This is a genomic window from Clostridium senegalense, assembly GCF_018916625.1.
Lineage (GTDB): Bacteria > Bacillota > Clostridia > Clostridiales > Clostridiaceae > Clostridium_J > Clostridium_J senegalense.
The window spans coordinates 1-25688 of sequence record NZ_JAHLNC010000009.1 but is presented as its reverse complement, the minus strand read 5'-3'; the positions used below and the strand labels follow the sequence as shown (position 1 = coordinate 25688).

Genomic DNA, 25688 nt, shown 5'->3' with positions numbered 1-25688 from the left:
TATATAAGTATTAAATAAAAAACAGGATTTCTAATTTTACTTAGAATCCTGTTTTTTATCCTATTGAGCTACTTTTTCTGGTTCATTATATTGCACTCCAAAAGTATCTACTGTTATTTTTTTAATTTTAATTTCTTTTACTGGTTTATCATTTTTATCTGTCTCTACATTTGCTATTTTATCCACAACTTCAAGTCCCTCTACCACTTTACCAAAAGCAGCATATTGATCATCTAGATGTGCTGCAGTCTCGTGCATTATAAAAAATTGAGAACCAGCTGAATCAGGATCTTGTGCCCTTGCCATTGATAAAACACCTTTTTCATGTTTTAACACATTCTGCTCAAACCCATTTTCTTTAAATTCACCTTTAATAGTGTATCCTGGACCACCAGTTCCATCACCCTGTGGATCTCCACCTTGAATCATAAATCCTTTTATAACTCTATGAAATATTAAACCATCATAAAAATTAGAATTAGCTAATGATATAAAATTTCTAACAGTATTTGGTGCTAAATCAGGATATAACTCTGCCTTTATAACAGAACCATCCTCCAATTCTATTTTGGCAATTGGATTTTTCCCATTTTCTCCTTTTTCACTTTTAACTACAGTTGGAACTTCCTCTTTGTCCTCTTGTTTTTTAGTACATCCAGAAATTACAACTGTAACTCCAATTATAATTAATAATATTAGTGCTATGTATTTTTTGCTCATAAAAATCTCCTTTCTTGAGTTTTGATTAAATTTTACCATATTTATAAATGAAGTAAAATATTTATATTTAATCTAAATTAAAATAAAGATAATTTATTACTTAGAAAGTATTTTATTTGCTTAAAATTTTAATAACTTAATAATATCTAATGTTTATTACAAAGCTGTGACGACTATAAAATATATTTACTTTAGATATATAAAATGACATAAAATATAATTTTAAACTTACTATTTCTACTATATTTATTTACTTAAAATATAAAACCATGGATTTTGTATCAAAGCAGTATATTCTATGCTTAAATCCATGGTTTATTCTTAATTATTATTTTTTTCTAAAGACCACTGTAAAATTTCTTCATATTTAGGATATTCACTTTTTGGTACCTTATTAAAAGTATCATAGTCATAATCATATAATACTTCTATATCTTCTTTTTCTTTAGTATAAATTTTTCTCATTCCTTTCTTTAAATATATATAATTATATTAATATATATTATCAACATATAAATCAAACTTTATGTATTATACTGCAATTTTTAAATTTAGTCCAAATAATATATAAATTTATCACTTATAAAAATTTTAAAATAAGTAAAAGGGTATTTTCTTAGATTTCAAATACCCTTTTACATTTTATTTATTAAATTTTTTTAAAATTTACAGCTTCATATCCGTATTCATCTAATGCACTTTTTATTATATTTTCACCAATTTCTTTATTACATTCTATTATAGCGTTTTTATCCTCTAAATTGACTTCTACTGAAGTTACTCCTTCTAATTCACTTAAACACTCATTTACATGTTTAACACAGTGCATACAACTCATTCCATTTATTTCGATTTTCATTTTCATAATTTTCTCTCCTTTAATTATAATTTATATAAAGTTTTTTAATTTTAAACTTTAATTTACTCCTTGAAATTTTTAAGTCTTAATGCATTTAAAAGCACAGAAACTGAACTAAAACTCATAGCTAAAGCTGCAATCATAGGATTTAAAAGTGGACCTTTAAAAATATGAAGTACGCCCATAGCTATTGGTAATCCTAATGTATTATACCCAAATGCCCAAAATAAATTTTCTTTAATATTTTTTATTGTTTTATCACTTAATTTAATAGCTAGAGGAACATCTATAAGGTCACTTTTCATTAAAACTACGTCTGCTGATTCAATTGCTACATCTGTTCCAGATCCAATTGCTATTCCTATATCAGCCTTAGCAAGTGCTGGGGCATCATTTATTCCATCTCCAACCATAGCAGTTTTCTTCCCGTTATTTTGAAATTCTTCAATAACTGAAGCTTTCTCATTAGGAAGAACATCTGAAACTACAACATCTATACCAACTTCTTTAGCTATTGCACTAGCTGTTATTTTATTATCGCCTGTAAGCATGGCTACTTCTATACCCATAGAATGTAACTTTTCTATAGCTTCTTTACTGCTTTTCTTAACAGTATCTGCAACAGCTATAATTCCTTTTAATTCACTATTTATTGCAATAAACATAGGTGTCTTACCTTGTTCTGCTAAGCTTTTATAATCATCATTAAAACCCTCTATATTTATATTACTTGAAATCATAAGTTTATCATTACCAAGTAAAATATTATCATTTTCTATTTCACAATTAATTCCTTTACCTTGTATAGCTTTAAACTTATCAATAGCCTTAAACTCTAAATTTTTCTCTTTAGCTTTTAAAACTATCGCTTCTCCTAATGGATGTTCTGATCCCTTTTCCGCTGATGCTGCAATTAATAATAAGTTTTCATCACTAATATTTTTACTTATTATGTCTGTAACTTTAGGCTTACCTTCAGTTATTGTTCCTGTTTTATCAAAAACTACAGTTTCTATTTTATGAGTTTCTTCCAATGCAGTTCCACTTTTAAAAAGAACTCCCATTTCAGCTCCCTTTCCTGTACCAACCATAATAGCTGTTGGAGTAGCTAATCCTAAAGCACAAGGACAAGCAATTACAAGAACAGAAGTAAATATAGTAAGTGCAAATACAAAATCCTTTTCATATACATACCAACCTATAGAAGATATTAATGCAAGTATTATTACAGTAGGCACAAAATATCCAGAAACTACATCTGCAAGCCTTGCTATCGGTGCTTTCGACCCTTGTGCCTCTTCTACTAACTTAATTATTTGAGCAAGAGCTGTGTCACCACCAACCTTAGTTGCTTTATATTTAATATGCCCATTTTTATTTATGCTAGCACCAATAACATTACTTCCTTTAGCTTTTTCAACTGGTATACTTTCCCCAGTTAACATACTTTCATCTATAGAAGTTGTTCCATAAACAACAATTCCGTCTACAGGAAGCTTTTCACCTGGTTTTACAATTACTATATCAGAAACTTCAACATCATCTATTGGAATTACAATTTCTTTTCCATCTCTTTCAATTGTTGCTGTTTTAGGTGTAAGACCCATAAGTTTTTTTATAGCTTCTGATGTTTTTCCTTTTGTTTTTGACTCTAAATATTTTCCAAGAGTAATTAAAGTTAATATTGTTGCTGCTGATTCGAAATATAACTTTTCATGAACAGCATGTCCGTTTCCATTATAAATTTCAATCATTGCATATATACTATACAAATAAGATGCCAAAGAACCAATTGATATAAGTGAATCCATATTAGGATTTCCTTTAATTAATGACTTAAATCCAACTCTAAAAAATTTATTCCCTATAATTATCACTAATGTTGTTAATATAAATTGTATTAAAGCAAAATTAAAGGGATTTTCCATAGGATTTATCATGGTAGGTAACTTCAATCCAAACATAGATCCCATTGATATTATGAGTAACGGTATTGTTATTACTGAAGATGCTACTAATCTATTAAAGAGATTTTTACTGTCTTTCTCTTTCCTTTCTTTGTCTTTATCTATAGAATCATTTTCTAAATTTATTACTAAATATCCAGCTTTTTTTATAGCTTCTTTTATTTTATATATATTAATTTTATCTTTTTCAAATTCTACTGTTAATTTCTCATTTGCTAAATTCACATTAGCATCAACTACACCGTCTAATCTTTTAACTGTTCTTTCAACTGCTTTAGAACAAGATGCACAAGTCATGCCTCCAATTTTCACTGTTCTAATTACAGTGTCTAACGTTGCTTTATAACCGCCTTTTTCTATAGCATCTATTATAGTTTCTAACATAACTTTCTCTTTATCAAAAGTTATGTTTAATTTTCCTGTTGCTAAGTTTACATTTGAACTTTCAACGCCATCAAGTTTTCTTGTTATTCTCTCAACTGCTTTTGAACAAGCTGCACAGGTCATTCCTTCTATCTTAATGTTCTTATTATCCATACCCCTCTCCTTTCACTATATAGAGTTTTAAATTTAAACTTTAGCTTTGGTAAACTATTTATATCTTTTTATAATCTAAATATTAATCTTTTGTATTGCAACTATTTAGCTAACTTTTCAATAATCATCATAACTTCTTCTAATTTTGTGTCTAAATCGCCTTCACAACAAGAATTTTTTACACAATGAGTAAGATGTTGCTTTATTATCTCCGAATTAGCTTTCTTTAATAAAGATTGAGATGCAATTATTTGATTAGATATATCAATACAATATCTTTCATCTTCAATCATTTTTATAATTCCTTCTATTTGCCCTTTAGCAATTTTTAAATACTTTACAGCATTTTTCTTTTCTTGATTCATAAAATCACTCCTTCCCACCCCACCCCCGGGGGGTATAAATTCAATATAATACTTTTGTTTTATTTTGTCAATACTATAAGGAAATAAACTTCCGTTTAAATTTATTAAATAACTTTAAAATATTTTCATACAAGATTCAGCATTAAATTCTAAGTAATTTGGAGGACATCTCACTATTTTAGGTATGCAAGTTTTTAAATGGATAATTCTTAAAGTCAACTTACAATCCTATATATAATTTTAAATTTATTAAAATAAGAATTAATAATATTTCCTCAAGTCTATATTTATACAAGCATATACGCAAAGCCAACATCCTTATTCCAGTAATTTTTAAATTTATTGCTACATTTTATAATAAAGAACTTAAATAAGTTATCCATTGAAAGTTCATTTAGACACCTTATAGTTTTTTATCTTTATTTTTTTAACACTATAAATTTTCAGGCTTAACTTTACGTATATGCTTGGAATTCTATACTATTAATCTAATTTCAAATTATTTAAGCTTCTTTCACCTCATATTTTGCACTTTTATAAACTATGGGTTTTTTACTAGCATCATTATCTTCAAATTGAATAACCTCTATTTTATGAGTTCCTTTAACTAGATTCTCATCAGTAAGATTTAAAGAAACTTTACTTTCTCCGAAATTTCCTTTTTCGACCAACTTTTCATCTATAAATATATAGCTTATTTTTTTCTCATCAAAATTAGAAGTTGTTAAATCTATTTGCATTATTTTAACATCTGCTTGCGTATGTACTATAGGTATTAATCCTGTTTCACCATTTCCATCTGGTGTTGATACTATAATAGTTCCTTCTCCCAACTCTTCTTTAAAATCTTTAGGGTAAGTAACTATTTCATCTTTAACTTTTTCCTCAATCTCTTGATTTACTTCACTTTTAACAACTTTTTCATTTTTATTAGTACATCCTACTAAAGAAAAAAGCATTGAAAAAGCAATTAAAATTACGAAAATTTTACTCAAAACAATCCCTCCTCAATAAAAATAACTATAATCTAAATTTAGATTATAGTTATTTTTTACTAACTTCCTATTATTTATTCTTATTATTTAATTCTCTCATAGCTTTTCTTATTAATCTATCTTGATGCTCTTTTTCCTTTTGTTCAAGATAAATATATATCTTTGAACTCCAATCATCATAAAGTTTTTTATCTATATCCTTTAAAAAAGATAAAAATTCTTCCAATCTATTTCTACTATCCATTCCTTTCATTAAATGTCTTGGATAACTTACCCGTTTCTTATATTGATTCTTAGGATCTATTACTTTTAATGAAAAATCTTCTTGTACATATAAATCCTTACATCTTATATCTAATCTTTTGTAGCCTAATTTTTTAAAATCTCTATAAAGATTTACTATATGTTCTGCAATTTCTCTATTTATAGGGTTTTTTCTTAAATACTTATCTAATCTTACCCCACCTACATAATCTCTTATTATGTAGTGACTACCATGTTCATATGCTTTAGGAAAGTATTTACTTTTTCGTGACTTTACTAAAGTTTCATATTCCATTTTACAAACCTTTGTACAATTAAATATTTTTATTATTTTATTATTGGGTAATAAATAAACAACACCATTATTACCCTTTCCCAAATACTCTGAGGTTTTTATCATTTCTTCTACTCGTCTACTTAAATAAATTGGATTACTAAAAGGTCTTGTCATAATTCCTCCAAAATACATAGCTATTAATACTATTCTATGCATCATCGTAAATAAGTAGCCTTAATTTTTATAATATTGTTTTTGTGCATAAATCTATTAATTATATTTAATAATATATATTGATTAAATATGTTAAAAAGGATGTTTTATTATGAAAGTTCGTTTAGGATATGTTTCAATATCACTTAATCTCCCTAAAATCTCTAGTTCTAGTAATGTAACTTATAGTTATTATAATAAACTTGATACTGAACCAGAAAAACTACAAAAACTTATAACTGTTACTAGATCTAACTTAGATGACTTATACACTATATTAAAATATAATAAAAATAAACAAATTTCTTTTTATAGAATCACGTCCTCTTTGATTCCACTTGCAACTCATCCTGAAGTTTTTAATTGGAATTTTAGAGAATTATTTTATGATTATTTTAATTTCATTGGAGAATATATTAAAATAAATAATTTTCGTGTAGATACTCACCCCAATGAATTTAATGTTATTAACAGTATTAATGATACTACTGTAAAAAATACCATAAGAAATCTTATGTTTCATGCTAATTTATTTGAAGATTTAAAATATGAAAATGGTAAAATGATATTACATGTTGGCGGGAAGCAAGATGGTATAGCCAAAGCTAGTATACGTTTTATTGAAAATTTTAACACCATTCCCCAATCAATTAAATCAAAAATAATACTTGAAAATGATGATAAAAGTTTTACTGCAACAGATACACTTAAAATTTGCAATAGTTTAAATATACCTATGGTATTAGACATACATCATTTTAAATGTAATAATAATAACGAATCTTTAGTTGAAATTTTAAATAATTTTTTTGAAACCTGGGAAAATCAGCCTTTTCCTGCAAAAATCCATTATTCCAGTCCACGTAATCATAAATTGGATAGAAAACATGCAGATTATATAAATCCAATAGAATTTGTGAATTTTATAAAACTATGTAGTTCCTTAGGATATGATAGCTTAGATGTTATGCTCGAAGCAAAAAATAAAGATTTAGCACTATTTAAATTAGCAAAAGATATAAAAATTTTAAAGCCTAATTGGAAATGGTTGGATAATTCTACATTTTTAGTATAAAAAGAACCTAGATAATATCTATTAATACAATCTAGGTTCCTTATCTATACTTTATTTATTCTTTTTATAAGTAATTAATCCAGGGCATACCTCATCACCAAGCTCTTTACCTTCATCTAATAATTCTTTTAACTCTTCAACATCATCTATATAGCTTAAATTTTCTTCATTATCAAATACATCTACATACTCAGTAGCTTCTTCCTTTAAGTCATATGAATCATTTTCTAAATTATCATCTTCCAAATCAAAATCACTAAATTCTTCAATGTCTATGTTAATTTTTTCTTTTTCATCTTCTTTATTTTCAAAGACTTCATCTATTTTTATAGCTCTAATATCATACCCCTCTAACTCTAAGCATTTTCCACAGTTATTACAAACTTTCTTTCTATCTAATTCACATAACTCACATTCTTTACAATCATTACACAATTTATTTTCATTAAAGATACAGTTTTTGCTCATACTTACAACCTTCTTTACTATTCTTATTTTTTCCGTTTAACTCTCTAATTTATGGTATATATTAAACATTTTTATATTTTTAAATACCATTTCACTTTTTAATATTACAAGAAACAATGACCAATTTAAATTTATTTAATACCTTTAAAATATTTTCATATAAAATGTAATGTTAAATTCTAATTGATTCGAATCATGTCTCACTATTTTAGGTATCTAAATTTGGGAATAAATAATTTTAAAAGTTAACTTAGAAACCTACATAACATGTAACTTAAAAATTATACTTTGTAGTATTTAATTGACTAGCACTATATTTTATCAAACTTTTTTATAAAATTCAACTCTAAGCAAAAACTAATCTTTTAAGTTTTATTTATTTAACTTATATATTTGATAATTTAAAATTAAAGCAAAACTACTCCAAATAAGATATGGTAAAAGTAACAAACCAGCAATCTTGTCCTTTTTATAAAATGCTACAGTTGTAAAAATAATAAATATAATTAATATAAATAATTCTATAAAAGCTAAAAATCTTAAATTGAAATAGAAAAAAATAATTGACCATAACAGGTTTAATGCAAATTGAATTACAAACAATATTATTTCTTTATTTACATCATATCCTAATTTACCTAGCATTAATATTCTATAAAAAGCTAGTCCCATCATAAAATATAATATAGGCCAGACAATAGCAAAAACTGTTGGTGGTGGAGAAAAACTTGGTTTTACCAATACTTTATAAATTGTCGGTGCATTTCTTGTAACAATACTTATAATTGCAGGAAGTCCTAAAGTAAAAATTAGACTTATTATTAAAAGAAAATAGTCTTTTTTACCTTTTACTTTTAAAATAGATTTCATTTTTTACCCCCATTTAATTTATATTTATAGATATTTAAATATAGTAATTATATTATGTAATACCTATATGGTATTTATATATTTAACTTCACATATAAATATTCATTTTTTCAAATTATATATTTTTCACATAAATCTTAATTAACTTTTTATCTTTAAATTTTTATAAATTAATATAACTAAATTAAATTTTTTTAAACTTATCAATAATTGCAACTAATAAATAAAATCTATTATAAAAGCAATTATTATTTTTATCTTATATTTGTTTTTATAATAGATTTTATTTATATATTTGATTTAAAAATATTTATCAAATTAAAAGGTATTTTGGTTTTCTTTGTCTAATTATAAATGTGGATAGACAAAGATTTTATACAATGGAGGTTCATTTGCAATGAAAAAATTTTTTAACAGCTTAATTTTCAAGCTAATAGTAGCTGTAGCCATAGGTCTTTTACTAGGCTTTATGTGTTCTTCACCTACAATCGCAATAATAGTAACTATTAAAAAAATATTATCTCAAATTATTCTATTTACAATCCCACTAATTATAATTGGTTTTATTGCTCCTTCTATAGCAAGGTTAAAATCTAATGCTACAAAACTTTTAGGATATGCTGTTTTAATAGCATATTTATCCTCAGTTGGGGCAGCGGCATTTTCTGCTATTGCAGGATACACAATAATTCCACATCTCAATATTGTTTCTACTACAGACGGATTACAAAAAATTCCTGAGGTGATATTTAATTTAGATATACCTCCAATTATGAGTGTTATGAGTGCACTAGCCTTATCAATTCTTGTTGGACTTGCAACAGCATGGACAAAATCCGAAACAGTAGAAAAACTTTTAGAAGAGTTTCAAAATATAGTTCTTAGTATTGCTACAAAAGTTGTTATACCTATAATACCTGTTTTTATAGCAACTACTTTTGCACAACTTGCATATGAAGGTAGTATTACAAACCATTTACCAGTTTTTATTAAAGTCATAATTATTGTATTAATTGGACATTTTATTTGGCTTGCATTTCTTTATCTTATAGCTGGGGCTATTTCTAAAACTAACCCACTTAAAGTTGTAAAAAAATATGGTCCAGCATACTTAACTGCTGTAGGTACTATGTCATCTGCTGCAACATTACCAGTAGCTCTTAAATGTGCTAAATCTACAGAAACATTAAGAGATGATATAACTGATTTTGCTATTCCACTATGTGCTAACATTCACTTATGTGGATCTGTTTTAACAGAAGTATTTTTTGTACTGACAGTTTCAAAAATTCTTTATGGAAATCTTCCATCATTAGGCAGTATATCATTATTTATAATACTACTTGGAGTATTTGCAATAGGTGCACCTGGAGTTCCTGGAGGAACAGTAATGGCATCTTTAGGACTTATAACTAGTGTATTAGGTTTTAATGAAGTAGGTACAGCATTAATCCTTACAATATTTGCACTACAAGATAGTTTTGGTACTGCATGTAACATTGTTGGAGATGGTGCTATAGCTTTAATGCTGACAGGTATAGCTGAAAGGAAAAATTTTAAACCATCTTCTACAGATGAATTACTTTAAATTAAGTAAACTAACCTAATTTAAATATTAAAGACTATTACTTATAACTGATAAATAAAATATCACTTTAAAGTAATAGTCTTTTTTTTATTTTCATAAAATTGCTTTATAAATGTTTAACTTATTTAAATATTTGTAACTTTATATTTTATAAATTATAAAATATATTAAAGATAAAAATCATATTACATTGTAAAACATATTTATGGAGGTACTTTATGAAATTTTTAGGTATATTACTTATAATAATTGCATTTGTATATATTCTTTATGGTTATCTTGGTCAAAATATGGTTTTAATTCACAATAGATATACTAATCTTTCTTTCAATGACGAAGTATCATTTTTCAAGATACAGTTTTATGGATCTATAACAATTTTTATTCTTAATTTTATTCTAGGTGTAATATTAATTAAAAAATTTCTACCTTGGTATTCTATAACTTTATGTCCTTTAATAATATATGGAATAAATTTTCTCTTAATGTATTATTGTAGATATAAAAAATATATTTCTTTTTAAAAAGTAAAGTGCCTTAAAATTTTTAAGGCACTTTACTTTTTATATTAACTCTTTTCCTATCTTATATATTTCTTCTAGTGCCAAGGTGTTATCTTTTACTGGTATATTCTCATCAGTACATACACCATAAACACCTAAAAGTTCTATTCCTACATAATCAAATATATCTTTAAACATTTTTTCTGTAAGCTCTGGTCCAGAATTTGGCATTGCTCCACCATATGTCATAAGAAGATATGCCTTTTTGCCCTTCCTATCTTTTTCCTCCAATGCATAAGTTCTATCTATAAAAGTCTTTAACTGTGCAGACATGCTCCACCAATAAATAGGTGTTGCAAAAACTAAAATATCTGATTGTTTAAAAACATCATATAAATTTACCATATCATCTTTTTGAATACATTCACCTTCTCTTTTACAATAGTTACATGCCATACACGGTGATATTTTATATTCCTGTAAGAATATATTTGCTATAGTTACCTTATGGTTATCACTAACTCCCTTTAGAAATTTATTTAACAATACAGCTGTATTGCCACTTTTATGTGGACTTCCCATAAATGCTCCAATTTTCATAAATAAAATCCTCCAATCCAAAAATAATATATAAAATTTAATATTTATCTATATTTAAATTTTCTTTTAATTTTTTTACCTTTTTCTTCATGTTTACCTCTAACTTATCTATAAATCTGTTAGTAAATGGTACATATTTCTTTATTTCCTTTACATATTTTTTAGAAAAATATTTTCTATTTTTAATTACAGCAAAAAATATCATCATTAAGCAATTAGTCTTTATAATGTACTTTAATTCATCTTCTTTTTCACAGTTAAAGCACTCACTTTTATCTAAAAACTCACTTGTAAAATTTATTAGTTTATTTACTATTAAATCTAAGGGATATTTACCTGCTATTTGGCTTATTATTGTCATGTGATTATTTTCTAAGTCCTCTTCTATATCTTGAATATCATCACAGAGCTGAAGCAAAAATCCGTAACCATATACAAATTCTTCTTGAAGTTCATTTAAAACTCCATTTATAAGATATCCATCTGCAAGTACAGAAGCCCCACCCTTTTCTATAGATATTCCTAAAATATCATTTTCATAAGGTATACTTTTTTTACTTTGATTTATCAAACCTTGTTGTTGTGCATTGAGAATTATAATAAGCGATTCATAAACCTTTTTATGTTCTTCTCTTTCAAATACTCTTTCAATTTCTTCTATTAATTCATAAACTTTATTCTCATGTTCACAAATTCCATTAAGTTTTGCTCCTTCCAATCTTTTTAAAAACCTTTTATTAAAATTAGATTTTTCTTCAATTGAAATCAAAGGATTGTCCAAGTAATTATCCGTATAAGGGTATAACATACTATAACCAAATATAGCTTTTGTAAACTGAACGTTTTGACCGAAAGCTTTTTGAAGTATATTTACTATCCATAAATTTCGCATAGCTTGACCTATATCTTCAAAAGTTAATTTATCATCAAATTTTTTACAATTTTCAATAAATAATTTCGTACTTTCAAAAAACTTTTCATCAATATGATTCTCAATATATTTAGCATTATAAAAATCTACTTTACTAAAAAAATCCTTTATATTCTCCATACACCTATTTTTCAAATTAGACTTTTCTTCATCATCTTTTGGAAATTCCATTATATTATTTAAAAAAGCATCTAAAAATAAATTGAATTCTTTTTCATTTCGCTTTTTATCAAAATAATCAACATAATCTATATCTAAACATAAATCGCAATTACTTCTCCACCATAGCTCTTTATAAAATAGTTTTAAATCCTTTGCTCTACTGTAAAGGCACATAATTAAGTGGCACCATCCCTTCTATACATAATCAAATTATATAATATATACCTTCCTTAATCAAAATTATCCATTTTAACCATTAAATTAACTTAATAAATTTATAAATATAACACAAGATATTATCATAACTATAAAATCTATAATAATCAATTTAAGTATATTTCAAAAGGAGGTGTTTTTATGCCAAAAGATAGTCAACCTGATAATAAAGAAGCTAGAATGAGAAAATGTAATTATCAAACACCTATAACTAGCGAAGAAGGTAAAAATAATAATAGAACAGCAAAAAAACATTCTATTAAGAGACAAGGTTTTCAAAGTGATCATATAAACTAAACCATTTTATTAAATTATAAACAAATTTATTAATTTGAAATATAACATAGCTCAGTTAACACAAATAAAAGTAATCCGTATAAAATATGGATTACTTTTATTTTATAATAAATCTTATAATTTTATTCAATAGTAATATAAGAATCTTATAAATTCTTTATTAATATAATTTTAGGATGTTGATAGATAATTAATTTAATATACAGATTACTATTTAATTTATATTTGCATAGTTTACTTTTTAATTTAGTAACTTAATTTTAATTATGTAAACTAATTTATATAATTATTAAATTTTATATTATAAAGTGATAAAACTAGTATTACTATGGATTTTAATACTATTCTATCACTTTACCGAACTATATTTAAATTTCTTCTATAAACTCTTTATTTATATATTTTATAAATCTACTTTGAACATATCTATTACTTGAAATACTTGTTAAATACAACATTTTTTTAGCTCTTGTCATAGCCACATAAAATATTCTTTTTTCCTCTTCAAAATAGTTTTCTTTTATTGACTGATATGATGGAAAATTTGGCTCATATAATCCACTTAAAAATACATATTCAAATTCCAAACCCTTTGCTTGATGCACTGTTATTATAGGTATTCTTTTACCCTTTGTCATAAGTCTTTCCATTTCTCCATTTGATAGCGATGTGATTTGAATAAACTCCATTAATGAATCCCTATGGTTTTTTTCCTTGTTATCTAATTCTTTTGCTATCAAATAAAATTCTCTTAAGTTATTTATTCTATTAGGTTCGTTTATATATATTTCTTTTATGTTAAACTCATTTACCACAAGTGCTACAATATCTTGCGGTCTTAAGCCTTTTGATTTTTCTATGAAATCAATTAACTTTATACTTATTTCTTTAAAACTTTTCAAATGTTTTAGTATTAAGGATTGTCTTTTCAACGTTGTAGGAAGAATCTTATCATAAATTCCCTTTACTAAAAGTTCCCCAGTGGCTAATATATCATCCATAGCATTATGACTTGGTTTGTGGTTAGTATTAAATGCTTTACTTAATGTTTCTAGCTTATGATTACACATATTAGGATAAAACCTTCTATATATGTCTAACGTATCATAAACGCCTATAAACTCTGCCCCATCTAATTTATTTCTTGAAAGTTCACTAGCTAATATGCTTATATCAAATTGAACATTATGTCCAACTATTACAGCTCCTCTAGAAAACTCCAAAAACTCTTTTAATACTTTTATTTTATCATTCCCATGTTTTTCTAAATATTCATCACTAAATCCATGAACATACTCTGAATCTTTCACAGATTTATTATTTTTTAAAAACCTTTCAAATACTTCTATAGCTTCCCCTTTATTATTTATTCTTATTGCAGCTATTTGTATTATTTCATCTTCTGTTGTATCAACTCCAGTACTTTCTACGTCAAACACTATTACATTATTTTTTTCTAGTTCTTTATGTAAAAAAATAAACTTATCACCATATTTAAAAGTATTTAAATCCATAAAATCCGATAAATTTATTCCTACTTCTTTATATTCTTTAGATTGTATTTCACTTAAAGTTCTCTCACCTATACCTGTTTTTAGTCTTCTTAGTATTCTTGATAAGCTATTATTATCATTTTTATTTACTATCAATTTTATAAATGCTAATATGTCTTTTACTTCCTGTCTCCTAAAAAATTTAAATTGATCTATAAGTATAAAATTCACTTCATTTTTCTCTCTTAATGAAGCCATTGCTAATTGTTGACTTAACTCTATATTATATTTATTGTTTCTTGTCAAAACACAAATTTTAGAAGGATGTTCTTTATTTATTTTTTTTATTTCATTCAATATCCATTTTGCTTCTTCATTTATATTTTCAGCTTTAAAATATTTTATTTTTTCTCCAACTTCCTTTGAATAAGCTTTAATATCACTAATGCTTGAATTGTCAATTTTATCATCAAATGCATTTTTTAAATAATTACAAGATGCGTTTGTTAATACTTTTGTTGCTCTATAATTCTTGTCAAAATTAATTTTTAAAGGATTATACTTTCTTAAATATCTTTCAAATATATTTTCTGGTGTAGATCCTCTCCACTCATAAATTGTTTGAAAACTATCTCCACAAAGCAATATATTATTTTTATTAAATATTTTTTCTATTATGCTATATTCTAAAATACTTGTATCTTGAACTTCATCTATATTTATATATTTAAATTTTTCACATATCCTTTCAACTACTTTAGGCTGATTAAATAATTCTTTTGCCTTAACTATAAGGTCCGTAAAATCTAATCCATGATTACCATATAGAATCCTATTATATGCTTCTACCATATCTTGTCCATGCTCTAGGAACTTATCATATATGCTTTGAGAAAATTTATATTTTTCCACCGAAACTCTTTTTAATTTATAAGGCTCTTCAGTTTTCAATATGGATATAACATTCCTATAATCGTCTACGGAGTTTTCACTATAAACATTATATATTGCCCTATGCTCTTTTACTAAATTTATAAAATTTTGAAGAGATTGTATTGGATGATTAAAGTAATTTACTTTCTTTATAATTTCTTCACAGTCATTTTCATCATATACTGTAAAATCCGTAAATATATCAGTTCTTTTTTTAGCTTCACTCTTTACAATATTAAAACAAAAGCTATGAAAAGTTCTTACAGTAATATTTTGTCCACAGCTCCCCATATTTTCAAGTATTCTATCCTTCATTTCCTTACACGCTTTATTTGTAAAGGTAATACATAAAATTTCTTTTGCAGTAGCTTTTTCTTTTTCTATTATATTTGAAATTCTATATGATAATGTATTAGTTTTTCCCGTACCTGCACCAGCTAAAAGTAATATATTTTTATCTAATGTTTCAATAACTAGTTTTTGTTTTTCATTAAATTTATTTTCACTCATAAAATACTCCCTAATTTAATTTTTTTAATATTTTTATTGTAACAGAAAAACACTTAGCTTTTCATTAAATAAAAAACTGATTTTTTTACGTTAATTATTTATTTTCAACTTGAATATCTATAAGATATAATTTATAGCTTTCTATTAGTTCTATTAAAACATCAGCATAAATTTTTTCACCATTATAATTTTCTGCAGTACTGTATCCAGCATTTTCTAATGACAAACATTGATTTTTATAATTTTTTTCTTTAAAAAATCCATGATCCTTATATCTTTTATTTTCATTTAAAAATATACCATGATCTTTAATAGATTGATTCTTATTTTTATATTTCCTAAAATATTCATCTATTACCACATTGTAAAATTCTTTAGTCTTAAAACTAATAGTCTCACCTTTGTACTTACCATCTGCTTTTATCCCAAATAAATTATTTCCAGCAATAGCAAGTTCTGATTTTCCCCAATTGGACTCTATTATTGCTTGTGCTATTGTTACTGATGGCATTATGTTATATTTTTCGTAATTATATATTGAACCTTCCAAAATTTCATTTATAAAATTTATCTGATAATCCTCTCCCTTTATATCTTTAGGCAGATTTATTTTACAATTCTTAATCTCTTCTATATATTTATAAACTCTTCTTTTTTCTTTAGTTGTGAAGTTTAACTTTTTTAATACTTCTTCTAATGAAAAAACCTCATTAGTTGATGTTTTTATGAATATTTTTGCTGTATGTTCTATATCTTCATTTTTTATATTTAAAAATGAATTATTATTTTCCACAACAGCTATAGCAGCTATTTCTCTCCAATTCAAATTAAATTTATTGTCACATACTTCCTTTGTTATTTCTATGTATTTTAAGGTATCTAATCCATCTATTTTAATGCTTTTTTTTATTCCAAATCTATAAGATATTTCAAACACTAAAACCATAATTATAAATAATATAATAGCCCCTACTATAATGGATACACGTTTCATCCATTCCCCTACTTTCTAGTAAAATTTCAACTTATTGCATTATAATTATCGTTTAAATTTATCTAAAACTTGAATACTTAATATATTCTTTGTTGGTTATGTTTTCTTATAAACTTATAACATACTAAAGCCATTAAAACTCCTAATACAAATACATATAATAAAATTACATATAAAAATTGATTCTGAACGTAAACAATAGACATAGTAGTTCCACTTTTTATCTCATTAAGTTTATAGTTCCATTTTGCTACATCATTGTCTATAGTCATTGCATTGGACTCTACTATTTTTCCAGGAACCTTCATCTGATTCTCATAATTAATATCTTTAATAAAGTTAATCAGTGATGGTGTTATAACCTTATATTGTTTATCCGTAGCATGAGATATTATTTCTTTTAGAATATCCTTATTAACTTTTATATCTAAATATACTTTGTTTTTCAATATCCCTGGCTTTATACTTTTATGAATACTTATGTATTTTGTTAAATCTTCCTTACTAACTGTTTTAAAGTCATATAAGCTATATTTATATTCGATTACTTCCATATTATCTTCTTCATATTTTTTAATTTTGAATCCCTCTTCTTCTCCTCTTATATTCTTTTCCAATATTGGATTTAAAACCTTTCCAGAAATGTTATCATATTTCATTTTTCCCATAACATATCCACTACCGTCTTTATTTATTTCTGTTATAGTTGTTAAATTAATCTTCCCACATCCAACTAACATCATAGATATTGTAATATATACTGAAATTAAAAATTTATTTTTTTTCATTTTGTCTCCTTCCTTTTATGTAAATCTTAAAGTTGACTTTTAAAATATTTATCTAAACAAAATTATTTTTACATTTTTTAAATTAATATATCTTATTATAATAAAAATATCAAATAAGTTATCCATTTAAAATTATATATATAAATTAAACTTATAAATTATATATCTACAATAAACCAAAAGGCCAGTAAGTTGATTTTATCACTTACTAGCCTTTTTATTAGTTAAAACTTATGTAAAATAACTATTTAAATATTCCAAAAGGTTTTCCAACTGGCAATACAATTTTTCCAAAATGAGTATTTAATACTGCTGCTGCACTACCATAAAATGATACTATAGCTATTCCAAGTTCTGCATATGCTGCTATCATATGTGCAGGTTCTGCTATAATTCCAAATGAACTTAAAGTTAATCCTAAAAATAGGAAATCTATAAAGAAAAATATTGTAAACAAAACTTTATGTGTTTCCATAGCTCCTACTGTCATATATATTGTAAATATTAAATATGCCAAAAAAGCAAATCCTAATTGTTTTGGATCTGCTTTTGATGCAAGAGCTTCTCCAAACACACCATTTTGAATTAACCAAGTAAGTCCCATAGAATACCAAAAGAATGCATACGCTCCAAAAGCTGTTGCTCCAAAAGTATTATTATGTTTAAAATCATTTATTGATGCAACCAATTGAGCAGATGCACCTAAAAATATTGCCCATGGTAAAACAAAAGATACATCTTGTGTTAACCCAAGTTTTTGTGAAGATGCTACTAATGTTATTACAGCAAGTCCAAATAATCCTAAAGCTGAAGGATCTGCTGTTACGATTTGTACTTTATTATTACTCATAAGTCCCTCCATTAAAATGTAATTTTGCGTTATATTATAATTCCATTAAAATTTTATATAAATTTACAAACGCCTATTAAGATTATTATATTTAATAAATAAAGTCAACATATTTTTTGTTTTTATTTGTTAATTATATATTAATTTTGTATCCCTTTTTATATGTCGAATATTGTAATTTTATCTTATTTTTTCTATAATAAATATATATTAATCTTTTATTTACAAAGGAGAAAATTTTGGCTACTATACTAAAAAAGAAAAATCGTTTAAAAAGGCTTAAACTTATATATCATTTTAATATTATAGTTAATATTATTTTTATATATCTGTTTTTATATTTAGGTACTAATATACACTTTTTATTATATTTATTAATCTTTCCATCTATATCTATTGTTTATATTTTGAATAATAAAATAAAAAAATTAAATTCTGGTATTAAAGGTGAAGACATCACTTTACAGGTATTAAAAAAACTTAAAAACAGCTATACTGTTTTATCGGATTTAAAAATAAAGTCAGATCATAATTCTGCACAAATTGACACTATAGTCATTGGTAAAAATGGTGTTTTCATAATAGAAACTAAAAATGTTTTTGGATTCATTTGTGGAAATGGAAATGATAAAACTATTTCCATTTCTAATAAATATTATAGTAATGGAAAAACTAACTTTAAAATGTACAATCCCTGCAGACAAGTTAAAACTCACATAAAAAAAATAAATAAAATCTTAAAAAATCTTAATGTTGATTGTGACGTAGATGGTATTATATATTTTACTAATCCAAATGCTAATGTAATTTTTAAAAATACTTCTTTAAAAGTATTTTTACATAAGACAAGCGGTGGTTATGACATGCTTAACTATATATCTAATTCTAATAAAAGTAAAAAATTAACCAAAAAAGAGCAAGGTCTAATAATTAATTCACTAAAAAAACATTTATAAACAGAAATATCCTATAGAGTAGATTTTTTATATTGTCTACTCTATAGGATATTTTTTATAATTAAACTTTTATAATTAAACAGTTATTTGAGCGCTTTCACCTAAAAGTTCCTTGTTTGCTTCTAATATTGGTTTTACATATTCCTCTACAAAGTCTATTACCTGACCTGGCGCTCTTCCAACAAAGTTTTTAGGGCTTATAATATCTTCTATTTCTTTTTTTGTTAATCCAAAATTATCATCATTTATTATTCTTTCAATTAAATCATTATTTAATCCATCTTCTTTTACTCTTCTTGCTGCATCCATAGAGTGAATTCTTATTCTTTCATGTAACTCTTGTCTATCCTTTCCTCTTTTTACAGCTTCCATTAATATATTTTCTGTAGCCATAAATGGTAGTTCATTGTTTACATGTGCTTCTATAACTTTTGGATAAACAACCATATTCTCAGTTACATTTAAATACAAGTTTAAAACACCATCTAATGCTAAAAATGCTTCAGATACAGCAATTCTTTTATTGGCTGAATCATCTAAAGTTCTCTCAAACCATTGAGTTCCTGCTGTTATAGCCGGATTTAAAGAATTTACTATTATATATCTTGAAAGAGCTCCAATTCTTTCACTTCTCATAGGATTTCTTTTATATGCCATAGCTGATGAACCTATTTGATTTTTTTCAAAAGGTTCCTCCATTTCTTTCATACTCTGAAGTATTCTTAAATCATTGCTAAATTTATAAGCACTTTGTGCTATTTCAGATAAAGTATTTAATATTATAGAATCAAGTTTTCTTGAATATGTTTGACCTGTTACTGGATAAGACTTTTTAAACCCCATATCTTCACATACTATTTTATCAAGTTCTTTTACTTTTACTTCATCATTGTTAAATAACGCCATAAAACTTGCTTGTGTTCCAGTTGTTCCTTTTACACCCCTAAATTTCATTTTTTCTATAACAAATTCTAAATTTTCAAGATCCATAACAAGCTCATTAGCCCATAGTGTGGCTCTTTTACCTACTGTTGTTAACTGTGCAGGTTGAAGATGTGTAAATCCAAGAGTAGGAGTATCTTTATATTTCATAGCAAAATTAGATAAATTATTTATTATATTTATAACTTTTTTCTTTACTAAAAATAAAGCCTCTCTCATAACTATAAGATCTGTGTTATCCCCAACGTAACAACTAGTAGCCCCTAAATGAATTATTCCTTTTGCACTTGGTGCTACCAATCCATAAGCATATACATGGCTCATTACGTCATGTCTAATCTCTTTCTCTTTTTTTTCTGCAGCATCAAAATCTATGTTATCTATATTATTTTCAAGTTCTTTTATTTGCTCATCTGTTATATTAAGACCTAGTTCCTTTTCAGCTTTTGCTAAAGCAACCCAAAGCTTTCTCCAAGTTTTAAATTTCATTTCATCTGAAAATATAAAAGACATTTCCTTTGAAGAATATCTCTTATTAAATGGTGAATTATATAAATTTCTCATAGTTTCCTCCGTATATTTTAATTTTTTTTTACGTTATACTTCATATTATAACATATATTTTCTTAAAAAGTAATATATTTATTCGTTTCTTTAGAGTTCTAATATCTATTTTACATTCATATATTTAATTAGAAATATATAATATATCATTGGGGGGAATAATATGTATCACTTTAATTTATTAGACAAAATCTCTTTAGTCCTACTTATAATTGGTGGACTTAATTGGGGATTAATAGGCCTACTTAATTTCAACCTTGTTACAACAATTTTTTCAGTTTTTCCTGAAAGTTTAAGCGTAGTTTTATCTAGATTAGTGTACATTTTAGTTGGACTAGCTGCTGTCAACTTAATAAGATTAACCATAACCTGTATTAAAGGTAAAAATTAACATAACAAATAATGAAGTCTAAACATATTATGTTTAGACTTCATTATTTTATACTAATTTGTATTTTTTTTAAAGATAAATTGTAATTTTTTATTTACTTAAATATAACTTTCTGAGTTTTAAATTTTTTTCACTACATATCACTCACTAAATTTCTTATCCACTTTTTAGATTTAAATCTTGGGAACGCTAACATTACTTTTAAAAGTTCCTGTATATATACTACTGATACAACTAAATATATTGGTAATTGCAAAACATGAGCACATATTATAGCAATAGGTATTCCAACTATCCAAACTCCACTCATCTCTAATACAAATGAATATTTTACATCTCCTCCACTTCTTAAAATTCCCACTATAAATATACTTGTAAGCATTCTAAAAGGTGTTATAAAACTAAATACACGTAATATAATTTTAGTATCATGTAAAACTTGTGGTGAAACATTATACATTTCTACTATTGGAGTAGTTGCTAAAAATAATAGTGTACCAGTTATACACCCAATAATAAATGTAATTTTTACAAACCTATTTCCATATATTTGAGCATTTTCTTCCCTACCAGCACCAATTTCATTTCCTATCATAACTGCACATGCATTAGCTAGTCCAAATCCAGCTACTATAAATATATTTTGTATAGTACTTGCTATCTGATATGTGGCAACAGCCTCAGTTCCTATTCTTGCATATATAACTGAATACATTGTCATTCCCAAGGACCAACAGAGTTCATTAATTACAACTGGATACATTGTCTTTACAACTCCTAAAAAGAACTTTTTATTAAAATCAAAAAACTCTTTTAACCTTCCAACTAATGGACTTTTTCTTTTATATATTACAATTATTATAAGTGCCATTTCCATTATTCTTGCAATAAGAGTAGCAATAGCTGCCCCTTCAACTCCCAAAGTTGGAAAACCTAGCGCTCCAAATATAAGAATATAATTAAATACTGTATTACACAAAAGAGCAATGGCACTTGTTATCATAGGTAATTTAGCCTGACCTATACCTCTACAAGAAAAAGCAAATGCATAACTTATCGCCGTTATTACATAACTCCATCCTACTATTTTTAAATAATCTGCACCTAATTTTATTACTAATGGATCTTTGGTGAAAAATCTCATTACAAGCTCTGGCGAAAAAAAAGCTAATATATTAAATATTAATCCTCCAGCACATCCTAAAATTAAGCAAATTCCTAATATTTTTCTTATATTACTTTTATCATTTTTCCCCCAAAATTGAGCAGTAAATATTGAACATCCACTATTAACTCCAAAAATAAATAGTGAGAATAAAAAATAAAACTGATTTGCAAGACCAACTGCAGCAATTTGTGTTTCACCTAATTTACCTATCATTATAGTATCTACCATATTCAGTGATGATGAAATTAAATTTTGAATCATTACTGGAATAGCTATTGCAAACATTTTCTTATAAAATCTTTTATCACGTAAAACTCCCTTTTCCATATTCCACCTTAACCCATTTTTATATTTTTTCTACATTATGAATATTATCATATTTCTTTAAATTCAACTATATATTTTCAAAATATTATTTATGTAATAAAATGCACCTAAAAAAGCTGTCTCTAAATAAACTCTATTTAAAGACAGCTAATATAAAATAAATTTTACCTAAATTTTTTATTTATATATTATTGTAATTTACTTAATTCTACGGCTAAATCAGCACCAAGTTTAGCATTATTGTAAACAAGTTCTATATTAGCTTCTAAACTTTGTCCTTTTGTTATTTCTTTTACTTTTGAAAGTAAGAAAGGTGTTGATTCTTTACCTTTTATACCTTTTTCCGCTGCTTCTTTTACCGCATTATTTATAGCATTCGTTATCATGTCATAATCCATTGCATATTCTTCTGGAATTGGATTTGCAACAACAACTCCACCTTTTAAATTTAAATCCCATTTTGCTTTTAATGCAACAGCTAATTCTTTTGCATCTTCAACTTTATAATCTACTTTAAATCCTGATTTCACAGTATAAAATGCTGGTAATTCTTCTGTTTTATAACCAATAACTGGAACTCCTTTAGTTTCTAAATATTCTAAAGTTAATCCTATATCTAGTATAGATTTTGCTCCTGCACAAACTACAGCAACATTTGTGTTTCCTAACTCTTCAAGATCTGCTGATATATCAAAAGTTTCTTGAGCTCCTCTATGAACTCCTCCAATTCCACCTGTTGCAAATACTTTTATACCTGCAAGACTTGCTATTATCATAGTAGAAGCAACAGTTGTTGCACCATCAAGCTTTTTCCCAACTATAAAAGGTATATCTCTTCTACTTGTTTTTATAACATTAGGTGCTTTTCCTAAATATTCAACTTCATCTTTAGTTAATCCAACTTTTAATTTTCCACCTAATATAGCTATAGTTGCTGGAACCGCTCCATTTTCTCTTATTATTTGTTCTACTTTTAAAGCCATTTCTACGTTTTTAGGATATGGCATACCATGAGAAATTATAGTAGACTCTAGTGCAACTACTGGTTTTCCTTCTTCTAGGGCTTTTTTAACATCTTCATTTATTTCTAAATATTTTTCTAACATAAAATTACACTCCTTTTAAATAAACCTTTTCATTTATAAATTAATTATAATTTTTATCTTTTTTATTTTGTTCAACTAATAAATTAACATCCTCTGCATTTATATTTGGATTTATAGTATTTTCATGACTTAACGCCATTGCAGAACATGCCATTGAAAAATTTATAGTATCTTCCACTGAATAATCTCTAAGATATGAATAAACTAAACCAGATACAAAAGCATCTCCTGCTCCATTAGCATTTTTAACTTCAACTTTATTTGGTTTAATAATTTTTTCATTACCCTCTTGGTCATTATAATAAGTTCCTTCTTCTCCTAAAGATACAAAAACTCTTTCAACACCTTTATTTAAGAAAAACTCACTCACTTTTGTTAGGTCTTCTTTATTTTTTATTTCTATTCCTGACAAAATTTCAGCTTCATACCTATTAGGTTTTATTGTATGAAATTTTCCTATTATATCTTTAACTTTTTTGCTTTTTTCTGTAGATACTGTATCTAAAAAGAATTTAGTATCTTTAAAATTATTTACAACATATTCTATAACTTCTTTAGGTATATTTGTATCTATAATAGCTACTTTAGAAGACTCTATTATATTTCTCTTTTGTTTAATAAATTCTATAGACATATTATCTAATATCTCCATTTCAGATATAGCAACATGCATGTCATTTTTAGAATCTAAGATTGACATATATACAGATGAATTATATCCTTTAAGCATTAAACTATTTTCTAAATCTATACCTAAATCTCTACATTCATTTAGTATTTTTGTCCCATAAAGGTCATCACCTATAGTAGTTATAAGTTTTGTGTTAACTCCAAGTCTTACTAAATTTTCAGCAATGTTTCGTCCAACTCCACCTAATGACATTTTTATTTTTCCTATATTAGAATCCCTATATATTAAATTTTTCTTGGCTATTCCTAAAATATCTACATTAGCTCCTCCTATTACAACAACAAAATCTTCATCATTTACAATGTACCCCTTGCCTTTTATATAACCTTTCTTTATTAGATTAGTTATATGTACAGCTACGGAAGATCTTGTTATTCCTAATACATCACTTAACTGATTTTGAGATATTAAAGGATTCTTTTTTATTAAGTTTAATATTTCTTCTTCTCTTTTCGTCATCTTTTCACCTACATATCTGCTTATTTTATAAGCATTTGTTTAGCTTGTTTAAATAATATCACGTTTTTTTTATAAATGCAACTAAAAAATGTCTATTTTTTATTTTCTTTATATACTTAAAATTTGCTTTTTTAAATATTTATATTCTATTTTTTAATTAGTCATATATGTTAAATTTATTATTGTTTTAAACATAAATTTTTATATTATGTAAAACATATTCTTTAATTTTCACTTATCATTTTCTTTTAAATTATTCATTTTAAATTTATAATACCTAAAAAATACTTAAATTTATAAATTATTTAAATAAAAACCTTTTAAACTTAATAGATAAATAGAATTTGAACTTAATTAACATAAATAATGTTAGAATTTTTACTTTTCATTTTACATAAATATTCATACAAATTTATTTTTTTACATTAAAAAATAATTATTTTGACAAATTTTTATTTAATAATTAGATTTATTATTTAATGTTATTTAAAATTAATATAATTTTATTAATATTTTTTTAAAATTAAAGTATATTTTTTCAAAGAATCCTTCATATTGTCCTTTTCTAACTTTTGCTAGGTTTTCTCTATGTGATGCTGTAGCAGCTTT

General features: G+C 25.3%; 25 protein-coding genes. 6 read left to right on the top strand and 19 right to left on the bottom strand.

What is annotated here, in order from left to right; translation table 11 throughout:
- Positions 1-60: 60 nt before the first annotated feature.
- The 7 genes from KQI36_RS14070 to KQI36_RS14040 form a co-directional block, all read right to left on the bottom strand.
- Positions 61-720, bottom strand: coding sequence for a peptidylprolyl isomerase (locus tag KQI36_RS14070; protein WP_244991600.1), 660 nt, complete (start codon positions 718-720; stop codon positions 61-63).
- 321 nt (positions 721-1041) lie between these two features.
- Positions 1042-1185, bottom strand: coding sequence for a hypothetical protein (locus KQI36_RS14065; protein ID WP_216451408.1), 144 nt, complete (start codon positions 1183-1185; stop codon positions 1042-1044).
- A 184-nt stretch (positions 1186-1369) separates the two neighbouring features.
- Complete coding sequence (locus tag KQI36_RS14060; RefSeq protein ID WP_216451406.1) at positions 1370-1585, bottom strand: heavy-metal-associated domain-containing protein; 216 nt, start codon at positions 1583-1585, stop codon at positions 1370-1372.
- 56 nt (positions 1586-1641) lie between these two features.
- Complete coding sequence (locus KQI36_RS14055; protein ID WP_216451405.1) at positions 1642-4083, bottom strand: heavy metal translocating P-type ATPase; 2442 nt, start codon at positions 4081-4083, stop codon at positions 1642-1644.
- A gap of 101 nt (positions 4084-4184) precedes the next feature.
- Positions 4185-4448: a metal-sensing transcriptional repressor gene (locus tag KQI36_RS14050; protein WP_216451404.1), complete on the bottom strand. Its 264-nt coding sequence runs from the start codon at positions 4446-4448 to the stop codon at positions 4185-4187.
- Between the two features lie 503 nt (positions 4449-4951).
- Complete coding sequence (locus KQI36_RS14045; RefSeq protein WP_216451403.1) at positions 4952-5443, bottom strand: hypothetical protein; 492 nt, start codon at positions 5441-5443, stop codon at positions 4952-4954.
- 70 nt (positions 5444-5513) lie between these two features.
- Positions 5514-6158 (bottom strand): protein kinase, encoded by a 645-nt coding sequence (locus tag KQI36_RS14040; protein WP_216451402.1) that lies wholly within the window; start codon positions 6156-6158, stop codon positions 5514-5516.
- 151 nt (positions 6159-6309) lie between these two features.
- On the opposite strand from KQI36_RS14040, the gene uvsE reads away from it, so the two are divergent.
- Entirely contained in the window at positions 6310-7272 is a 963-nt protein-coding gene (gene uvsE, locus KQI36_RS14035; RefSeq protein ID WP_216451400.1) for a UV DNA damage repair endonuclease UvsE, read from the top strand.
- A gap of 51 nt (positions 7273-7323) precedes the next feature.
- Here the strand turns inward: uvsE and KQI36_RS14030 are convergent, their stop codons facing one another.
- Both KQI36_RS14030 and KQI36_RS14025 read right to left on the bottom strand, forming a co-directional pair.
- A complete protein-coding gene (locus KQI36_RS14030; protein ID WP_216451399.1) occupies positions 7324-7740 on the bottom strand; it encodes a hypothetical protein in 417 nt (138 codons plus the stop codon).
- Positions 7741-8112: 372 nt separating this feature from the next.
- Positions 8113-8610 carry a TspO/MBR family protein gene (locus KQI36_RS14025; RefSeq protein WP_010296065.1) on the bottom strand — a complete coding sequence of 166 codons (498 nt, stop codon included), beginning with the start codon at positions 8608-8610 and terminating at the stop codon, positions 8113-8115.
- 397 nt (positions 8611-9007) lie between these two features.
- Here KQI36_RS14025 and KQI36_RS14020 point away from each other — a divergent pair, with 397 nt between their 5' ends.
- Together KQI36_RS14020 and KQI36_RS14015 are read left to right on the top strand one after the other, a co-directional pair.
- Positions 9008-10198, top strand: a complete 1191-nt coding sequence (locus tag KQI36_RS14020; protein ID WP_216451398.1) for a dicarboxylate/amino acid:cation symporter — start codon at positions 9008-9010, stop codon at positions 10196-10198.
- Between the two features lie 218 nt (positions 10199-10416).
- Positions 10417-10722, top strand: a complete 306-nt coding sequence (locus KQI36_RS14015; protein WP_216451397.1) for a hypothetical protein — start codon at positions 10417-10419, stop codon at positions 10720-10722.
- Positions 10723-10761: 39 nt separating this feature from the next.
- Here the strand turns inward: KQI36_RS14015 and KQI36_RS14010 are convergent, their stop codons facing one another.
- Complete coding sequence (locus KQI36_RS14010; protein ID WP_216451395.1) at positions 10762-11301, bottom strand: flavodoxin family protein; 540 nt, start codon at positions 11299-11301, stop codon at positions 10762-10764.
- A 37-nt stretch (positions 11302-11338) separates the two neighbouring features.
- Positions 11339-12568, bottom strand: coding sequence for a hypothetical protein (locus KQI36_RS14005; protein WP_216451394.1), 1230 nt, complete (start codon positions 12566-12568; stop codon positions 11339-11341).
- A 183-nt stretch (positions 12569-12751) separates the two neighbouring features.
- On the opposite strand from KQI36_RS14005, the gene KQI36_RS14000 reads away from it, so the two are divergent.
- On the top strand, positions 12752-12907 hold the full coding sequence (locus tag KQI36_RS14000) for a hypothetical protein (RefSeq protein ID WP_010296079.1): 156 nt from the start codon (positions 12752-12754) through the stop codon (positions 12905-12907).
- 368 nt (positions 12908-13275) lie between these two features.
- On the opposite strand, the gene KQI36_RS13995 is transcribed toward KQI36_RS14000, so the two are convergent.
- From KQI36_RS13995 to KQI36_RS13980, 4 genes are all read right to left on the bottom strand, one after another.
- Positions 13276-15843: a 3'-5' exonuclease gene (locus tag KQI36_RS13995; protein ID WP_216451393.1), complete on the bottom strand. Its 2568-nt coding sequence runs from the start codon at positions 15841-15843 to the stop codon at positions 13276-13278.
- A 94-nt stretch (positions 15844-15937) separates the two neighbouring features.
- Positions 15938-16837 carry a glycoside hydrolase family 73 protein gene (locus tag KQI36_RS13990; protein ID WP_216451392.1) on the bottom strand — a complete coding sequence of 300 codons (900 nt, stop codon included), beginning with the start codon at positions 16835-16837 and terminating at the stop codon, positions 15938-15940.
- A 77-nt stretch (positions 16838-16914) separates the two neighbouring features.
- Positions 16915-17625 carry a hypothetical protein gene (locus KQI36_RS13985; protein ID WP_216451391.1) on the bottom strand — a complete coding sequence of 237 codons (711 nt, stop codon included), beginning with the start codon at positions 17623-17625 and terminating at the stop codon, positions 16915-16917.
- Between the two features lie 244 nt (positions 17626-17869).
- The gene (locus KQI36_RS13980) at positions 17870-18475 is read right to left on the bottom strand and encodes an acetate uptake transporter (protein ID WP_010296086.1); all 606 of its coding nucleotides are present in this window, start codon (positions 18473-18475) and stop codon (positions 17870-17872) included.
- 239 nt (positions 18476-18714) lie between these two features.
- Here KQI36_RS13980 and KQI36_RS13975 point away from each other — a divergent pair, with 239 nt between their 5' ends.
- On the top strand, positions 18715-19431 hold the full coding sequence (locus KQI36_RS13975) for a nuclease-related domain-containing protein (protein WP_216451390.1): 717 nt from the start codon (positions 18715-18717) through the stop codon (positions 19429-19431).
- 75 nt (positions 19432-19506) lie between these two features.
- Here KQI36_RS13975 and purB read toward each other — a convergent pair whose 3' ends face one another.
- Positions 19507-20937, bottom strand: coding sequence for an adenylosuccinate lyase (gene purB, locus KQI36_RS13970; protein ID WP_216451388.1), 1431 nt, complete (start codon positions 20935-20937; stop codon positions 19507-19509).
- A gap of 163 nt (positions 20938-21100) precedes the next feature.
- Here purB and KQI36_RS13965 point away from each other — a divergent pair, with 163 nt between their 5' ends.
- On the top strand, positions 21101-21328 hold the full coding sequence (locus tag KQI36_RS13965; protein ID WP_010296093.1) for a DUF378 domain-containing protein: 228 nt from the start codon (positions 21101-21103) through the stop codon (positions 21326-21328).
- 133 nt (positions 21329-21461) lie between these two features.
- On the opposite strand, the gene KQI36_RS13960 is transcribed toward KQI36_RS13965, so the two are convergent.
- The 3 genes from KQI36_RS13960 to KQI36_RS13950 all read right to left on the bottom strand — a co-directional run bounded on the left by KQI36_RS13960 (position 21462) and on the right by KQI36_RS13950 (position 25079).
- Positions 21462-22823 (bottom strand): MATE family efflux transporter, encoded by a 1362-nt coding sequence (locus KQI36_RS13960; RefSeq protein ID WP_216451387.1) that lies wholly within the window; start codon positions 22821-22823, stop codon positions 21462-21464.
- 188 nt (positions 22824-23011) lie between these two features.
- Positions 23012-23929 carry a pseudouridine-5'-phosphate glycosidase gene (locus tag KQI36_RS13955; protein ID WP_010296099.1) on the bottom strand — a complete coding sequence of 306 codons (918 nt, stop codon included), beginning with the start codon at positions 23927-23929 and terminating at the stop codon, positions 23012-23014.
- Between the two features lie 40 nt (positions 23930-23969).
- Positions 23970-25079 carry a PfkB family carbohydrate kinase gene (locus KQI36_RS13950; RefSeq protein WP_010296102.1) on the bottom strand — a complete coding sequence of 370 codons (1110 nt, stop codon included), beginning with the start codon at positions 25077-25079 and terminating at the stop codon, positions 23970-23972.
- Between the last annotated feature and the right edge of the window lie 609 nt (positions 25080-25688).

Bases quoted from the DNA above. Each gene is read 5' to 3' on its own strand.
- KQI36_RS14005 (WP_216451394.1), bottom strand. From the start codon at position 12,568: ATGTGCCTTTACAGTAGAGCAAAGGATTTAAAACTATTTTATAAAGAG.
- KQI36_RS14040 (WP_216451402.1), bottom strand. From the start codon at position 6,158: ATGACAAGACCTTTTAGTAATCCAATTTATTTAAGTAGACGAGTAGAA.
- KQI36_RS13995 (WP_216451393.1), bottom strand. From the start codon at position 15,843: ATGAGTGAAAATAAATTTAATGAAAAACAAAAACTAGTTATTGAAACA.
- KQI36_RS14065 (WP_216451408.1), bottom strand. From the start codon at position 1,185: ATGAGAAAAATTTATACTAAAGAAAAAGAAGATATAGAAGTATTATAT.
- KQI36_RS14000 (WP_010296079.1), top strand. From the start codon at position 12,752: ATGCCAAAAGATAGTCAACCTGATAATAAAGAAGCTAGAATGAGAAAA.
- KQI36_RS14030 (WP_216451399.1), bottom strand. From the start codon at position 7,740: ATGAGCAAAAACTGTATCTTTAATGAAAATAAATTGTGTAATGATTGT.
- KQI36_RS14015 (WP_216451397.1), top strand. From the start codon at position 10,417: ATGAAATTTTTAGGTATATTACTTATAATAATTGCATTTGTATATATT.
- KQI36_RS14025 (WP_010296065.1), bottom strand. From the start codon at position 8,610: ATGAAATCTATTTTAAAAGTAAAAGGTAAAAAAGACTATTTTCTTTTA.
- KQI36_RS13985 (WP_216451391.1), bottom strand. From the start codon at position 17,625: ATGAAAAAAAATAAATTTTTAATTTCAGTATATATTACAATATCTATG.
- KQI36_RS14050 (WP_216451404.1), bottom strand. From the start codon at position 4,448: ATGAATCAAGAAAAGAAAAATGCTGTAAAGTATTTAAAAATTGCTAAA.
- KQI36_RS14055 (WP_216451405.1), bottom strand. From the start codon at position 4,083: ATGGATAATAAGAACATTAAGATAGAAGGAATGACCTGTGCAGCTTGT.
- KQI36_RS14020 (WP_216451398.1), top strand. From the start codon at position 9,008: ATGAAAAAATTTTTTAACAGCTTAATTTTCAAGCTAATAGTAGCTGTA.
- KQI36_RS13980 (WP_010296086.1), bottom strand. From the start codon at position 18,475: ATGAGTAATAATAAAGTACAAATCGTAACAGCAGATCCTTCAGCTTTA.
- KQI36_RS14070 (WP_244991600.1), bottom strand. From the start codon at position 720: ATGAGCAAAAAATACATAGCACTAATATTATTAATTATAATTGGAGTT.
- KQI36_RS14060 (WP_216451406.1), bottom strand. From the start codon at position 1,585: ATGAAAATGAAAATCGAAATAAATGGAATGAGTTGTATGCACTGTGTT.
- KQI36_RS13960 (WP_216451387.1), bottom strand. From the start codon at position 22,823: ATGGAAAAGGGAGTTTTACGTGATAAAAGATTTTATAAGAAAATGTTT.
- KQI36_RS14010 (WP_216451395.1), bottom strand. From the start codon at position 11,301: ATGAAAATTGGAGCATTTATGGGAAGTCCACATAAAAGTGGCAATACA.
- KQI36_RS13965 (WP_010296093.1), top strand. From the start codon at position 21,101: ATGTATCACTTTAATTTATTAGACAAAATCTCTTTAGTCCTACTTATA.
- KQI36_RS13955 (WP_010296099.1), bottom strand. From the start codon at position 23,929: ATGTTAGAAAAATATTTAGAAATAAATGAAGATGTTAAAAAAGCCCTA.
- KQI36_RS13990 (WP_216451392.1), bottom strand. From the start codon at position 16,837: ATGAAACGTGTATCCATTATAGTAGGGGCTATTATATTATTTATAATT.
- uvsE (WP_216451400.1), top strand. From the start codon at position 6,310: ATGAAAGTTCGTTTAGGATATGTTTCAATATCACTTAATCTCCCTAAA.
- KQI36_RS13950 (WP_010296102.1), bottom strand. From the start codon at position 25,079: ATGACGAAAAGAGAAGAAGAAATATTAAACTTAATAAAAAAGAATCCT.
- purB (WP_216451388.1), bottom strand. From the start codon at position 20,937: ATGAGAAATTTATATAATTCACCATTTAATAAGAGATATTCTTCAAAG.